We start from the raw sequence: 13,612 nt of genomic DNA on the forward strand, positions 1-13,612 counted from the left end.
CACCCCGGACGACATCAACATGCGCAACGCCTCCGTCGGCTGAGGGCCGGGAACCCACGACCGCCACGTCCCGCCGCCCCCCCCCCGCGCGCCCCCTCCCCCCCCCCCCCCGGCGCTCCTCGACCCCCCACTTTTCCAACAGATCCGCGGGGAGGCGAGGATTGCAGCGAGGGCGCGCTCGGCGGGAGGGTGGCCGGGTGAACTGCGTGGATCAGCATGTAGGTGCCGTGGTGGGTGTGGTGCCGGGGGCGACGACATCGGCCTCTCATGAGGTTACGGGCGGCTCGTCAGGCCTGGACGTGGAAGTCGATGCTGAGGGGCAGCAGGAAGTCGGCCTGGCTGTGCTCGGGGTAGCGGCGGATCATCTCGGCCATGGCCTCCTCCCGGTCGGTGGCGGTTTGGGTCACGGCGAGGAAGTCATCCAGGTATCGGCGGATCTCCTCATAGCGGGCCGTGTCGCCTTCCGGACCGTGGCCGGGGTGGACGGTCACGTGGGTGCCGTAGCGCTCCTGCAGGGTGCCCAGGGCCGACAGCCATGACTGGATCTTGTCCCTGGTGACCTGCGGGCCTTCCCAGGCATGGACGCCCGAGTAGACCAGGTCGCTCGTGAGGACCGCGTTGGCGTCGGGGACGTGCACCACAGTGGTGTGGTCGGCTTCCGCGGCGGGCCAGTCGGTGTCCAGCCGTACGACCGCTCCCCCGGCGAGTGTCAGTTCCGGGCGGTCGGCAACCCGGATGAGGCCGTAGTCGAAGCCGTCGGGGTTGGCGGTGCTGCGCGGCTTCATGGTGGGTTCGGCGTCCAGCCAGCCGACGGATTCCATCCAGGCGGTGAAGCCGGTGATGTCGTCGGCGATCTCCTGGGACGCGACGAGCAGAGGCACTTCCGGGAAGCGTTCGGCGAAGGTACGAAGCCCGATGTAGTGGTCGGGATGGCCGTGGGTGACGACCACTGCGAGCAACTGCTTGCCGGAGGCGGTCACCTCGTCGGCCAGCTCGGCTGCCTCCGCACTGCTGCGCAGGACGTCGACGACGATGAGGCTGGTGTCATCGGTCACCAGCCAGCTGTTCACACTCGCTGTCGGCGCGGCGAACCTGTTCACGGTCACGGACATGGGTATCTCCTATTGGAATAACGTGGGGTGAGGGCGGCATAACGCATTGTGGCGCATTCGGGCGTGCGGCCCAGGGAACCGGGGACGGCGCAGCAGGTCCGCGCGATGAGCCGTATTGGCCGCGCTGTCAGGCGTATTTACCGGGGGGTCAGTAGGCGACGGACATACGGGCGCGCGGGTGCGTGGTGCGCTCGACTTCGTCGATGAACGCGATGGCGTAGTCCTCGGCGCTGATGGCGCTGTTGCCGTTGGCGTCGGTGAGGAGCGTGTCTCCGCCTGTGCGGAAGACACCCGTGCGCTCACCGGGTGCGATCACCGCGGCGGGAGAGACGGACGTCCACAGCAGGTCGTCGACCCGGCCGAGTGCCTCCAGGAGGTCCGCGTGCGCCAGAGCCTCTCCGCGGTACTCCGCCGGGAAACCGGGAGCGTCCATCAGGCGCATACCACCGTCGGTGGTCAGGGAGCCGGCGCCACCGACGATGACGACCCGCCGCGCACCCCCGTGGCGGACCCCTTCCAGGAATGCCTCGTTGAGTGCGAGGAACGGCTTGCGGGGGTCACTTCCGTCTCGCAGCGGCACCAGTGCGGAGGCGACCACGCCGGCACCACTGACCGCCTCGGCGACCTGCTGCACCGAGCCGGCGTCGACCGGCGCAGCCGTCAGCAGCGAATGGTCCAGCGGCGCCTGCCCGGAGCGGGAGGCGGCCACCACCTGGTGACCGCGCTGGACGGCCTCGGCAGCGATACGCCGCCCGATCATGCCGGTGGCACCGAAGAGAACGATTTTCATGGGTAACTCCTCATCGTTGCGTCCGGCGGCCCGTGGGGCGGCCTCCGGTCGCGAGCCGCGGTCGTCGCGGGCCACACTCGGCGCGCCCTTCGGCTCCTTTACGTTTTCTGCGCCCGAAAGGTCGCTTACTGCCGGGCACACCTCCAAACTAGGAGGTGGGAAAGCACGGGGCCGGGTAGGGGGACGACTGATGATGGTGAAAATCCGACAGCCTGCCGACGACAGGAGAAAGGCGGCGATCCGGGAGGTGCCGTTCGCGGCCCCGGCCGGAGTGCCCTCAGGGGTGGAGGTGATGTCCTTCGCCCTGCTGCGCGCACGCCTGCCGGCCACAAGCATGACCGGGCCGCAGAGGCCGTCCTTCCATCACCTGCTCACCCCCACCCGCGGCGTGCTGCGGCACTCGGTCGACTTCACCGGCCATCTCCTCCGACCGGGGGCGTGGCTGTGGGTACGCCCTGGGCAGGTCCAGCAATGGCACCGCATGGACGACACCGAAGGCACCGCCGTGCTCTTCGAGACGGAATTCCTCGACGCGGCCACCGCCGCGACCGCCCGGCTGGACGACCCCTACGCGCCGGCCGCCCTGGAACCCGACGCCCACGACGCCGCCCGGCTGCGGATGGCCTGCGACCACCTGGCACAGGAGTTCCACTCCTTCGGGCGTCTCCCCCTCACCGCGCACATCGCCGCGCTGCGACACCTGCTCGCCGTACTCGTCCTGCGCCTTTCCCACCTCACCACACCCGCCGACCGGCCGCAGACCGCCCTGGACGAGACGTTCCTGCGCTTTCGTGACGCAGTGGAGCAGGGCTTCGCCCGTAGTCGGCGCGTGGAGGACTACGCCGGCGCCCTTGGGTACTCACCGCGCACACTGACCCGCGCCACAAAGACCGCGGCAGGCATCGGCGCGAAAGATTTCATCGACCGGCGCCTTGTGCTGGAAGCCAAACGCCTCCTGGCACACGGCGACCAAAGCGCCGCGCAGATCTCCCAGCACCTCGGATTCTCCAGTGCCACCAACTTCAGCAAGTACTTCCAGCAGCGCACCGGGCAAAGCCCCATTGCCTTTCGCACCGCCATCCGCGGCCAGACCACGAGGTAGGGCCCGCCTCCCGCTCCGGCGCGGTGCCACTGGATGAATGCGCGGGCGGCGGTTCCAAATCCCGCCACGAAGCAGTTCTTGAGCAGACGGACGGCAGCAGGAGCGGGGAGTTGGCCGTCCGGTTCTCGCTCGCTGCGGCTGGGCGGCCTTCTACGATCCTGTGCACGCTGGATCCCGAGCTGCTGGAACGGATCACCGTGCGGCGCGCGGAACTGGACGCACTCGAAGAGCAGTTGGCGGAGGTACGGCAGGCGGCTGTGGCGGTGGGACCTGGCCCGGGAGCCGGTCGGGGAGGAGTGATCGTGGGGTACTGCCTCCCTCTCCCGGGGGAGACGGTCCCCCCGCGCGCGGGATCCAGCCGAGGTGCCCGGAAGCTGTACTGGAGTGGTCAGCCCGTCAGGGAAGAGTCCGCTGCACCGCTCCGGGTCCGGTGCCGTCGCGGCGGCCGTGGCCCAGGAGGAAACACCATGCACACGTGGACAAGACGGCGCCTGCTCGCCTCGGCGGCGATGACGGCGGGTGCCGCCGCCACGGCGGCCGCACCCCCAGCCGCCGCGGCGGGCAACCGGACCGGCAGCCCGGGCGACGACAACTTCCTGACGGCCTTGCAGGCCCTGCCGGGACTGCGGGTGATCGAGGAGCGCCAGGGCGCCGAGCCCGGGTACCGCTTCTTCGTTCTGGGTCTGCGCCAGCCGGCCGACCACACGAACCCCGCGGCTGGGACTTTCGAGCAGCGCCTGACCCTGCTGCACACCTCCGCCGACCGCCCCACCGTGCTCTTCAGCACGGGTTACGAGGCAGTGCTGACGCCCCGGCGGGCGGAGCCGACAGTGCTGCTGGGCGGCAATCAGCTACAGGTCGAGCACCGCTTCTTCGGCTCCTCGCGCCCGGCGAACGCCGACTACTCCCTGCTGACCATCCGTCAGGCCGCCGACGACCACCATCGCGTCGTCCGGCTCTTCCGGCGCCTGTACCCCGGGGCGTGGATCTCCACCGGCAGCAGCAAGGGTGGCATGACCAGCATCTACCACCGCCGTTTCCACCCCCACGACGTGGACGGCACGGTCGCCTATTCCGCCCCTGACAACGCCGACGACCGCGACAACAGTGCCTACCTGCGGTTCCTGGAAAACGTGGGAACCGCCGACTGCCGTGAGGCCCTGGCGGCCGTGCAGCGGCAGGCCCTGCTGCGCCGTACCGACCTGGTCACCCGCTACGAGGCCTGGGCCGCCGCCCACAACACCGCGTTCCGCATCATCGGCAGCGCCGACGAAGCCATCGAAACCGCCGTCCTGCGAGCCCCGTTCATGTTCTGGCAGCGCCATACCGCTGCGGACCGCGCCTCCATACCCGGGCCGGACGCCGGCACCGACGAGCTGTACGCGTGGCTCGACGACATCACAGGCCTGCCCCTGTACGCCGACACGGCCCTGCAGCACTACGTCCCGTACTTCTACCAACTCGGCACCCAGCTGGGATACGTCGGCTTCCCCACCCGGCACCTGACCGACCTCCTGCGCTATCCCGACGCCACCGAGCCCCGTACGTTCGTCCCACGCGACATCCCGATGTCCTTCGACCGTGACGCCATGCCCGACATCGACCATTGGGTCCGCCGCCACGGCAGCCGTCTCCTCTTCATCAACGGCGCCCAGGACCCCTCCGTCGCCAAACCCTTCCAGCCCGGCCCGCACGACTCCCGCATCCTATGGGCCCCCGACGCCAACCACACCGCCACAATCACCGAGCTGCCCCCCGCCGAACGTGCCGAGGCCACCGCCATGCTGACCCGCTGGGCCGACAACCCGTCAATCAAGCAACAGACATCATCGGCGTGACAGCATTGGGATCCTGGCGCCCCTTCACCAATGACACATCATCCACCTGACAGGACGTCGTCCCAGGCCGTGATCACGAGACCATCCCCCGGTGAAACCAAGGAGGACTCAGTGCAGTTGCGCAACGTCTCACCGGACGATGTCGATGCCTATGTCCGGATGCGGTGCGATCCCGTCATGATGGCCCACCTCGGCGGGCCCCTGCCTGGTGAGGGGATGGCGGACAAGGTCCGCCGGGATGCCCAGCAGGCAGCAGCGGATCTCGCCTGGCTCAAGATGATCATTCCCGATCCGGCCAGCCCTGACGTGGTGGCAGGAACGGTGACCCTGTGGTCCGAGGAAACCGCTGCCGGACCGATCTCCGAGATCGGCTGGATGGTTCTGCCGGAATTCCAAGGGCAGGGGCTGGGCAAACGCGCCGTTCGTACCCTCCTGGAGCAGGCACGGGATCAAGACCGCTGGGGCCTCGTACACGCCTTCCCCGCAACGAGCAACGCAGCCTCGAACGGCATCTGCCGCGCTGTCGGCTTCCGGTTCCTGTCCGAGGTCGACGTCACCTTCGCGGGCCAAGCCCTCAAGACCAACCACTGGGTGATGGACCCGGGCAGGGATCTGGCCTGACGACGACTGTCATGATGTCCTCGCGGCCGCAACTTCCAGACCTGGAGCGGGATGTACCCCGGTGCGCCGGGCCGGCTGAGCACAGAACTGTCCCCGCCCGCCGCGGAAGGCCGGCAGGCGTCAGCGGGAAGCGCGTCTCACCGCCGGACCGGTGCGCACCGGCCGGACCGGGAGCGCTTCGACGCTGTTGCCGATGAAGCTGCGCTGGCGGGGCAGTTCGGCCTCGGGGACGGCGAGGTCGAGGTCCGGAAAGCGGGTGAAGAGCCGTTCCAGGGCGATCGTGGCCTCGAGGCGGGCGAGCGGGGCGCCCACGCAGTAGTGCACGCCCTGGCCGAAGGAGAGGTGCCGGGCCGCGCCGGGCCGGGTGACGTCGAAGCGGTCGGCGTCCGGGCCGTGGAAGGCCTCGTCGCGCCCGGCGGCGGTGTAGCCGGCGAGGACCGGGGTTCCCTGCGGGATCACGGTGCCGCCGAGGGCCAGGTCGCGGGTGGGGTAGCGGAAGGGGAACCAGCTGACCGGGCCGTCCCAGCGCAGCGTCTCGTCCACCACGTCCGACCAGGTGGCCTTGCCCTCGAGGACCAGCGCCAGCTGGTCGCGGTGGGTGCACAGTGCCCGTACGGCATTGCTTATCAGGTTGAGGGTGGTCTCGTGGCCGGCGACCACCATCAGGCGCATCGTGCCGATGAGTTCGGCCTCGCTGAGCCGGTCGCCGCCGTCCTCGCGGACGGCTATCAGGGCGCTGGTCAGGTCGTCGCCGGGGGCGGCCCGGCGGGCGGCCGCGATCGTGCCGAGCAGCTCGACGAGCTCGCGTACGGCGGCCATCACCTCGGCCGGGGTGGTGTCGGTGGCGATGACCACCGTGTAGGTGAGGTCGTGCAGCCGGCCGCGGTGCTCGGGGTCCACGCCGAGCAGCTCGCAGATGACGCTCATCGGGAGCGGGAGCGCGAAGTGGGTGCGCAGGTCCGCGATACCGTCCGGGTCCTCGGCGGCGGCCCGGCCGAGGTCGTCGAGGAGGCCGGCGGTCAGACCCTCGATGCGCGGCCGCAGCCGCTCCACCTGGCGGGCGGTGAAGGCGTTGCCGACGAGGGAGCGCAGCCGGCGGTGGTCGGCGCCGTCGGCGGTGTGCATGCCCTGGGCGTTGGCGAAGACCCGCAGCGGCCAGTCCGCGGGGATCGTGCCGTCGATCAGGGCCGGGCAGTGGCGGGCGTCCTTGGCCACGTCGGGGTGGGAGAGGAATTCCTTGAGCGCCTCGTGCCCCAGGACGACCGCTGCGGGCACCCCGCCGGGCAGGACGATGTCCGCAACGGGCCCCCGGGCCCGCAGGCCGGCGTTCAGGGCGTGCGGGCAGCCGCCGGCGGGGTCGACGACGTGGGCGGGAGCGGGGGTGTGGGAGGACATGCCGGGACTCCTGATCGTATGGACGAGTACCGGCAACAGTGCGGTGTCGAGGGCCTGTTGTACAAGTCCGTTCCGCCGATGCCTCGGCCGAGGGCCCGGCCCCTCCACCTCGGCCGGCTTCCGAAGCCGGGCCGACACGGCCCGCCGCTGACCGGCCCTTCCGCCCCGCGTACGGGTTGGCCACATGGCCGGCGGGAATGGACACGGAGCCGAACCCTGACCCACCGGTGGCGGCCCCACGCGGCTCGCCACCGGTGATGCGTGGACGCGCCTACGGAGCCATCTCGTACGCGCCCGACAGCGCCTCGACCCGCTCCCAGACCCGCTCGGTACGGGCCTCGTCGACGACCGGCCGCCGAATCGCACCCAGCGCCCAGGCCTGCTGCTGCGCGGTCGCCGAATCCTTGCCGTGCAGCTCGACGGCGTGCGCGGAGAAGTCCCGCACGAGGACGGCGAAGAGTTCATCGAGAACGTCCTCATCGAGTCCGGTCAGGGCGGCCTGCTCCAGGACGAGCTGCCCGTGCACGACGAGGGCGAAGAGCTGCCCGACCGCGAGGACGAGGTCGAGATCGCGGCTCTGCTCCGCGTCGGGGGCGGCCGTGGCTACGAACGCGCAGAGCGCATCGGCCTGTTCGCGGAAGCGGGTCACGTTGGGCAGGTGCGCGTAAGTGTCGAAGGCGGGTCGCCAGTCGTGGAAGCGCACCGAGCCGAGGCCGCGGGCCGGCCCCTGCCGGAACAGGAAGTCGTCGTCGGCCGCGTCGAGACGTGTCGGCACGCCGGGGTACTCGGCCGGGTCGAGGAGATGGCTGCGCATGAACTTCAGGATCAGAGCCAGGTTGACATGGACCGTGCCCTCCAGCTTCGGCAGACCGCGGATCTCCACGGCCGCCTGGCCGAAGTAGTTGTCCTTCTCGAAGCCCTTGGCGGCGATGACGTCCCACATCAGGTCGATGACCTTCTCACCCTCCGTGGTCACCTTCATCTTCGTCATAGGGTTGAAGAGCAGGTAGCGGCGGTCGTCCGGGCCGGCGGAGCGGAAGTAGTCGACAGCGCGCTCGCTGAACGACTTCATGCCGACGAGCCTGACGTACGCGTCGGTCAACTCGCGCCGCACGTGCGGGAAACTGGTGACGGGGCGGCCGTAGAGGACGCGGTTGTGGGCGTGGGTGATGGCCTCGTACATCGCGTGTTCGCAGATGCCGATCGAGGCGGTGCACAGGTTGAACTTGCCGATGTTGACGGTGTTGAGAGCGGCGTCAAAGGCGGCACGGCCGGTGTGCAGGACATCCTCGGCTGCTACGGGGTAGTCCTCCAGGCGGAACTCGCTGACGAACTTCGAGGAGTCGACGACGTTCTGGACCAGATGATAGGCCGGGTGACGGCTGTCGGCGGCAAAGAAGACGTAGCCGTCGGGGCCCTCGACGTCGGTACGGCGGCCGAAGACGGAGACGAGTCGGGCGGCGTTTCCGTTGCCGATGTAGTACTTGGAGCCCGTGGCGCGGAAGCCGCCGTTGCCGTCGGGCTCGAGCAGCATGTCGGTGGAGTAGATGTCAGCGCCGTGAGCCTTTTCGGACAGGCCGAACGCGAACACCTCACCCCGGGTGAGGAGTTCCGCGGCGCGGGCGCGGGCGGTCGCGTTGTCGCTCTGCCAGACCGGCCCGATGCCGAGGATCGTGACCTGCCAGGCGTACCAGTAGTCGAGGCCGTAAAAGCCCAGTATCTCGTTGAGCGCGGCGATCCGGGCGGTGTCCCACCGCTTGTCCGGTTCTCCCGCCCCCGCGGCGGACGACGGTGTCAGGAACGTGGCGAACAGGTTTTCCTTCGCTGCGAAGGCGAGGAAGTCGCCGAGCCACGCGCGGGTCCGGTAGTCCTCGATCAGCTGCCCCTTACCGCGCTCCTCGAACCAGTCGACGGTGGCACGCAGCAAGCGGTGCGTTTCGGGGTCGAAGTGCACGGGGTCGTAGGTGCGCGGGTTGAACAGCGGCTGGTCAGCCATGAGGATGTCGCCTTTCGGCTGGTGGACGGGTGGGAGTCGGTACGTCTGACGGCTGGACGGGCCGGATCGGGAGGGTGGGCGGCGGGGCCGGCGGCGGCGGTCAGCGGCCTGGACCGAACCGGGCCAGCGTGGCGAGCACGTCGTCCAGCCAGTCGATCATCATCCGCTCGTAAGCGATGCCGCCGCGCAGTACGACGTGCTGGAGCTCCCGCTCCGCGTCGAGCGGTGCCTGTGGACCGGACGTGCCTGCTTCGGGCAGAGTGAAGTCCCGTGCCTCTCCGGCGAGATAGTGCGCCAGCCGGTTCCGGTGCACCTGCCGGTGTCGCTCCACCTCGCGGATCAGGGCGGCCGGGTCGTCGAAGGCGGCGCCCCGGATCTTGACGGCCAGGTCGTGGCGGACGCTCTCCGGCTCGATCGGATCGTGCAACCAGGAGGACAGCGCGGCCCGGCCGAGGTCGGCGACGGAGTACTCCTTCTTGTCCGGCCGGCCCTGCTGCGGGACGTCCCGGACGTCGACCCAACCGTCGTTGTCCATGCGCTTGAGCACGCGATAGATCTGTTGGTGGGTCGCGGTCCAGAAGTAGCCAATGGACCGCTCGAAACGCCGGGCCAGCTCATAACCGGAACCGGGCTTCTCCAAGAGCGACACCAAAATCGCGTGTTCGAGCGCCATGCCACCGATCCTCCTATGCAACTTGTTGCACAGCAAGCCTGGCCCGCTCCGGTGCGACGCGGCTCACCCTCCGGACGAGGCGTTTCAGACATCGGCGATTCAGCCAGTCCTCGCCGCCCGAGGGCGGCCCGAGGCTATGCCGCCCAGGCTGTAGGGGCTGTAGGGGCTGTGCGCGGCGGCCTCGAGCTCGGCCTGCGGCTCCGGCGTCCGCGTCCGCGTCCGCGTCGGCAGCATCGGCAGGGTGGTGAGGAAGCGCGGCTCCTCGGACTCCGGGAGGCCCAGCCACCGGTCGAGGCCGTAGGAGAGCGGATCCGCTCCTCCTGCCGCTCCTGCAGAGTGCGCCCGGTGGCCCGGAACACCACCTCGCCGTCCAGCGCGCCGATCACCAACCCGTGGTAACCGATGAACCGCCCCGGCTGCCAGAACGGGCGCTGCCCGGCCAGCCAGGCGGGCCGCGACCAACCCGGTCGTCGGCCGGCTCCTCAGGGATGCAGCCGGCATCCAGGCCGGTCACCCCGGCCCGGTGCGCGAGCAGCTCGCGCCGGGTGATCCCGCCTTTGCCCTCTGCGGCGAGGTCCTGCCGGTACGAGGCAACGCGGCGGTCCGGGCCCAGGACGCCGTCCGCGGCCGGTCGGCTGCACCCGCAACGCCGAACTAGTCTTCGGACCATGGCTTTGCGACCTGATGAGTTCTACGAACACGCGCTTGCCGCCGCTGATGATGAGCGTCGGCTCCCGCTGGCACGGATGACAGGGTGGGACATCAGCCCGTTCGAACCGGAGGGATTGCGCGTCACGCCGCTGCGGCCTCCGGTCCTGCCCGAGCCCGCACGACACGGCGAGGACCCCTCGGACTGCGGGGCGTGCCGCAACCGGGACGAAGGAGTCTGGTTCAACGACAGCTGGCGGCTCGCCCGGGTCCCGGGTGTCGGTGTGCCGCTGGTGCTCATGCTGCATCCGCGTGACCACTACGACATGGCCGACCTGCCCGATGAACTGGCAGCCGAACTGGGGGTGTTGTCCACGCACATCGTCCGCCACGTGCAGGCCCTGCCGAATATTTCGCGAGCCCACGTCTACCGCATCGGAGATGGAGGCGCGCACCTGCACATCTGGTTCTTCGCCCGGCCCGAGGGACAGGCCCAGCTGTACGGATCATGGATGCCGGTCTGGGACGATCTGCTGCCGGAATACCCGGCAGATGTTGCGGACGCAGACGCGGCGATCGTGGCAGACGCGTTGGTCGCCTCCTGCGGAGGCCGTCGTTCGGCTGTCAGCGGGACCGACGCCGGGCCGTCCGAGGATGCTCAGGGGTGACCGACGACGGCAGATGACGGCGGGTCGACCACGGTCGTCCAGCAGGCGCAGCCGCTTGGAACCGGCAGCCGCGAACGTCAAGCCGAGTTCGCCTCCACCGTGGCGTTGGGCGGCGGGGTCCTGTCCCTGCAGGTGCCGGGGCCCTCGGCTAGAACGACGGATCGGGGAACAGCGCGCGCTCGAGGTCGGCGGTCGGCGGTCGGCCGACCCGGGCCGCGAGATCGGCCCGGGAACCCGTCTCACCCGCGAGGATGCCACCGAGCAGGGCTCCTGTGTCCGGGCGCAGGAACACCTTGGCATAACGGGAGGCTCCCTCGCGGAACGTCATCTCCAGTGCGGTGCCGTCCTCGCCCGAGGTGCTTCCGAACGTCGCCACGTGGACGCCGAGCAGTTTCAGCTCAGTGGAGCTGTCCATGTCGCCGAGCGGCTCGGTGGGGTGGCCCGTCAACTGCCGGGCGACACTCTCCGCCATCCGGTAACCCGGTGCCACCAGACCGTGGCAGCGCCCGAGCACAGCCGCGCACTCCCCGATGGCCCAGATGCGGTCGTCCGAGGTCCGGCAGAGGGCGTCGGTGAGGAACCCGCCGCGGTCGCCGAGCCGCAGGGCGGGAGCGACCGGCAGGTCGTCCCGGGGGCGCACTCCGGCGGCGAAGACCACCAGGTCGGCGTCGAGCACGGTGCCGTCGCCGAGGGCGACGGACCGCACCGTGCCGTCCGTGCCGGCGTTCACCGACGCCACCGTGGTACCGCAGTGCAGGTGCAGGCCCAGGCGGACGGCGCCGTCCCGCAGGACGTGCGCGGCCTCGGCGTCGAGCTGCGCGGGCATCAGATGGGGCGCGGCCTCCACAAGGTGAGGTCGCATCCCGAGCAACTGCACTCCCTGCGCTGCCTCCAGCCCCAGCAGGCCACCTCCGACGACGACCGCGGGCCGCCCTGGCCGGACAGCGGCGCGCAACGCGTCGGCGTCGTCCAGCGTCCGCTGGACGAAGCAGTTGCCGTGGTCCCGGCCGGGCACGGGCGGGACGAACGGACGCGAACCGGTGGCCAGTACCAGCGCGTCGTACCCGATCACGTCGCCGTCGGCCGTCCGTACCGAGCGGGCCCGCCGGTCGACATGGACGACCGGCAGTCCGGAGCGCACCTCGATCCGCGGATCCGCCAGGAACTCGGGGCCGACGAGGCTGAGCTGTGCCCGGCTGCGGCCTCCAAGGTAGGCGGACAGCCGCACACGGTCGTAGGCCGGCTCCCGTTCCTCGCCCAGCACGACCACACGCCACCGGCGGGCCCGGTCCAGCTCGCGGAGCGTGTCCACGAGCCGGTGGCCGACCATGCCGTGCCCGATCACGACCAGGGTGGATGTCATGGCGTCGGCTCCAGTTCCCGTCCTGTCTCATCCGCCCAGCCCGCGCAGAGCGTCTCCACTCGCCCGGCGCAGCTGCCGCAGCCCGTGGTGGCACGGGTGGCCCGGGCCAGTGCGGTAACCGTCCGGGCGCCCAGCCCCCAGGCGTCGGCGAGCTGCCGCCGGGAAACGTGGTTGCACAGGCACACCACGGCGTCCGCCCGGTCGTCGTCCCCGGCCGTAGTGAGCTGCGACCGGATGCCGAGCAGGAGGCTCAGCCGGTCTGAGGGGACCGGCAGGCCGCGCCGGTACAGATGGCCGACGGTGGCGATCGCCTCCGGCAGGCCGAGCAGTACGGCGGCGGCGATCCGGTCGCCGTCCAGCGCGAGTCGTGCGTAGCGCCGGCCGGCCGTGTCGAGCAGGCCGACGGTTCGGATGCCGTGCCGCCGGAACGCGGCGAGCGGCCCGACGCACGCGACGTCCACGGCGTGGCTGCGCAGGCGCAAGACAGCGGGGGCGGGCCGGTGCGCCGCCTTGTGGGCCGTCAGCACCGCGGCAAGGGTGTCGGCCTGCGCGAGCGCGGACTCGTAGCCGGCCACCGCCCGTCCCGCGTGCTCGGCACAGTCCCCGATGGCGTGGACGCGGCTGTCGCTGGTGCGCAGCGTGTCGTCCACGACGATCCCGTGGTGCACCCTGATACCGGCCGCACGGGCGAGCTGGGTCTCGGGTTCCACGCCAGTGCACAGGACCAGGCTGTCGGCCGCTACCTCGGTGCCGTCGTCCAGCAGCAGGCGACGCGGTTCACGGCGTACGGCGTCGCGCCCGCCGAGGACGGTGACGCCGGCCTCCTGCAGTCGTGTGGTCAGCAGTGCCGCACCGGTGTCGCCGAGCCGTTCGTGCAACGGGTGGGGGCCGGAGCAGACCAGGGTGGTCGCGGTGCCCCGCAGGGCCAGTGCGCTCGCCGTCTCCACGCCGAGCGGTCCGCCGCCGAGCACCGCCACGGCGCCGCCTTGGACGCGGTCGCAGTCGGCGGCCTCACGCAGTGTGGTGACGCCCGCAGAGAGCTGTCCGTCCCGGTCCGTCACCCCAGGGAGCGCGGGGATCACGGGGCTGGCGCCACAGGCGAGGACGAGGATGTCGTAGGGGTGCGCTGTGACGATGTCCTCCTGCCGGGCGTGCACCAGGCGGCGGCCGGTGTCGATGGCGGTCGCGACGGCTCCGGCCAGCACGCGCACACCGGGCTCGGGCGCCGGGCGCAGCACTCCGGCCCCGAACCGGCCGGCCAGGACGGTGGTGAGCAACGGCCGGTGCTGGACGGGGCGGTGTTGCGCCGACAGAACGGTGACGGTTCCACGATGCCCGTGGCGCCGCAGCTCACGCAGCAGTCGGTGAGCAGCCGGGCCATGGCCGATGACGAGGATGTTGCTCAC

12 protein-coding genes are annotated in these 13,612 nt (G+C 70.7%); 4 read left to right on the plus strand and 8 right to left on the minus strand.

Annotation, left to right across the window (positions count from 1 at the left end; all coding sequences use genetic code 11):
• Positions 1-287: 287 nt before the first annotated feature.
• A complete protein-coding gene (locus ACFW2E_RS00320; RefSeq protein WP_384458974.1) occupies positions 288-1,112 on the minus strand; it encodes an MBL fold metallo-hydrolase in 825 nt (274 codons plus the stop codon).
• A gap of 148 nt (positions 1,113-1,260) precedes the next feature.
• Entirely contained in the window at positions 1,261-1,902 is a 642-nt protein-coding gene (locus tag ACFW2E_RS00325; protein ID WP_384458977.1) for an NAD(P)-dependent oxidoreductase, read from the minus strand.
• 193 nt (positions 1,903-2,095) lie between these two features.
• Between ACFW2E_RS00325 and ACFW2E_RS00330 the strand changes: the two genes are divergently transcribed.
• The 3 genes from ACFW2E_RS00330 to ACFW2E_RS00340 all read left to right on the plus strand — a co-directional run bounded on the left by ACFW2E_RS00330 (position 2,096) and on the right by ACFW2E_RS00340 (position 5,463).
• The gene (locus ACFW2E_RS00330; protein ID WP_384459120.1) at positions 2,096-3,004 is read left to right on the plus strand and encodes a helix-turn-helix domain-containing protein; all 909 of its coding nucleotides are present in this window, start codon (positions 2,096-2,098) and stop codon (positions 3,002-3,004) included.
• Between the two features lie 467 nt (positions 3,005-3,471).
• Positions 3,472-4,842, plus strand: a complete 1,371-nt coding sequence (locus ACFW2E_RS00335; protein WP_384458980.1) for a S28 family serine protease — start codon at positions 3,472-3,474, stop codon at positions 4,840-4,842.
• 111 nt (positions 4,843-4,953) lie between these two features.
• Positions 4,954-5,463, plus strand: coding sequence for a GNAT family N-acetyltransferase (locus tag ACFW2E_RS00340; protein WP_384458983.1), 510 nt, complete (start codon positions 4,954-4,956; stop codon positions 5,461-5,463).
• Positions 5,464-5,583: 120 nt separating this feature from the next.
• On the opposite strand, the gene ACFW2E_RS00345 is transcribed toward ACFW2E_RS00340, so the two are convergent.
• The 4 genes from ACFW2E_RS00345 to ACFW2E_RS00360 form a co-directional block, all read right to left on the minus strand.
• A complete protein-coding gene (locus ACFW2E_RS00345; protein WP_384458986.1) occupies positions 5,584-6,858 on the minus strand; it encodes a cytochrome P450 in 1,275 nt (424 codons plus the stop codon).
• Between the two features lie 271 nt (positions 6,859-7,129).
• Positions 7,130-8,854 carry an acyl-CoA dehydrogenase family protein gene (locus ACFW2E_RS00350; RefSeq protein WP_384458989.1) on the minus strand — a complete coding sequence of 575 codons (1,725 nt, stop codon included), beginning with the start codon at positions 8,852-8,854 and terminating at the stop codon, positions 7,130-7,132.
• A gap of 100 nt (positions 8,855-8,954) precedes the next feature.
• Complete coding sequence (locus ACFW2E_RS00355; RefSeq protein WP_384458992.1) at positions 8,955-9,527, minus strand: PadR family transcriptional regulator; 573 nt, start codon at positions 9,525-9,527, stop codon at positions 8,955-8,957.
• Between the two features lie 382 nt (positions 9,528-9,909).
• The gene (locus ACFW2E_RS00360) at positions 9,910-10,197 is read right to left on the minus strand and encodes a serine hydrolase (RefSeq protein ID WP_384458995.1); all 288 of its coding nucleotides are present in this window, start codon (positions 10,195-10,197) and stop codon (positions 9,910-9,912) included.
• Between ACFW2E_RS00360 and ACFW2E_RS00365 the strand changes: the two genes are divergently transcribed.
• Positions 10,196-10,843: a hypothetical protein gene (locus ACFW2E_RS00365; RefSeq protein ID WP_384458998.1), complete on the plus strand. Its 648-nt coding sequence runs from the start codon at positions 10,196-10,198 to the stop codon at positions 10,841-10,843. The genes ACFW2E_RS00360 and ACFW2E_RS00365 overlap by 2 nt on opposite strands.
• 148 nt (positions 10,844-10,991) lie before the next feature.
• Here the strand turns inward: ACFW2E_RS00365 and ACFW2E_RS00370 are convergent, their stop codons facing one another.
• Positions 10,992-12,206, minus strand: coding sequence for an NAD(P)/FAD-dependent oxidoreductase (locus ACFW2E_RS00370; protein WP_384459000.1), 1,215 nt, complete (start codon positions 12,204-12,206; stop codon positions 10,992-10,994).
• On the minus strand, positions 12,203-13,612 hold the full coding sequence (locus tag ACFW2E_RS00375) for an FAD-dependent oxidoreductase (protein ID WP_384459003.1): 1,410 nt from the start codon (positions 13,610-13,612) through the stop codon (positions 12,203-12,205). The genes ACFW2E_RS00370 and ACFW2E_RS00375 overlap by 4 nt, the downstream gene beginning before the upstream one ends.

The sequence above is a fragment of the Streptomyces sp. NPDC058964 genome (assembly GCF_042741275.1).
Taxonomy (GTDB): domain Bacteria; phylum Actinomycetota; class Actinomycetes; order Streptomycetales; family Streptomycetaceae; genus Streptomyces.

Coding starts and splice junctions, on each gene's coding strand:
- ACFW2E_RS00320 (WP_384458974.1), bottom strand. CDS start 1,112: ATGTCCGTGACCGTGAACAGGTTCGCCGCGCCGACAGCGAGTGTGAAC.
- ACFW2E_RS00325 (WP_384458977.1), bottom strand. CDS start 1,902: ATGAAAATCGTTCTCTTCGGTGCCACCGGCATGATCGGGCGGCGTATC.
- ACFW2E_RS00330 (WP_384459120.1), top strand. CDS start 2,096: ATGGTGAAAATCCGACAGCCTGCCGACGACAGGAGAAAGGCGGCGATC.
- ACFW2E_RS00335 (WP_384458980.1), top strand. CDS start 3,472: ATGCACACGTGGACAAGACGGCGCCTGCTCGCCTCGGCGGCGATGACG.
- ACFW2E_RS00345 (WP_384458986.1), bottom strand. CDS start 6,858: ATGTCCTCCCACACCCCCGCTCCCGCCCACGTCGTCGACCCCGCCGGC.
- ACFW2E_RS00350 (WP_384458989.1), bottom strand. CDS start 8,854: ATGGCTGACCAGCCGCTGTTCAACCCGCGCACCTACGACCCCGTGCAC.
- ACFW2E_RS00355 (WP_384458992.1), bottom strand. CDS start 9,527: ATGGCGCTCGAACACGCGATTTTGGTGTCGCTCTTGGAGAAGCCCGGT.
- ACFW2E_RS00365 (WP_384458998.1), top strand. CDS start 10,196: ATGGCTTTGCGACCTGATGAGTTCTACGAACACGCGCTTGCCGCCGCT.
- ACFW2E_RS00360 (WP_384458995.1), bottom strand. CDS start 10,197: ATGGTCCGAAGACTAGTTCGGCGTTGCGGGTGCAGCCGACCGGCCGCG.
- ACFW2E_RS00370 (WP_384459000.1), bottom strand. CDS start 12,206: ATGACATCCACCCTGGTCGTGATCGGGCACGGCATGGTCGGCCACCGG.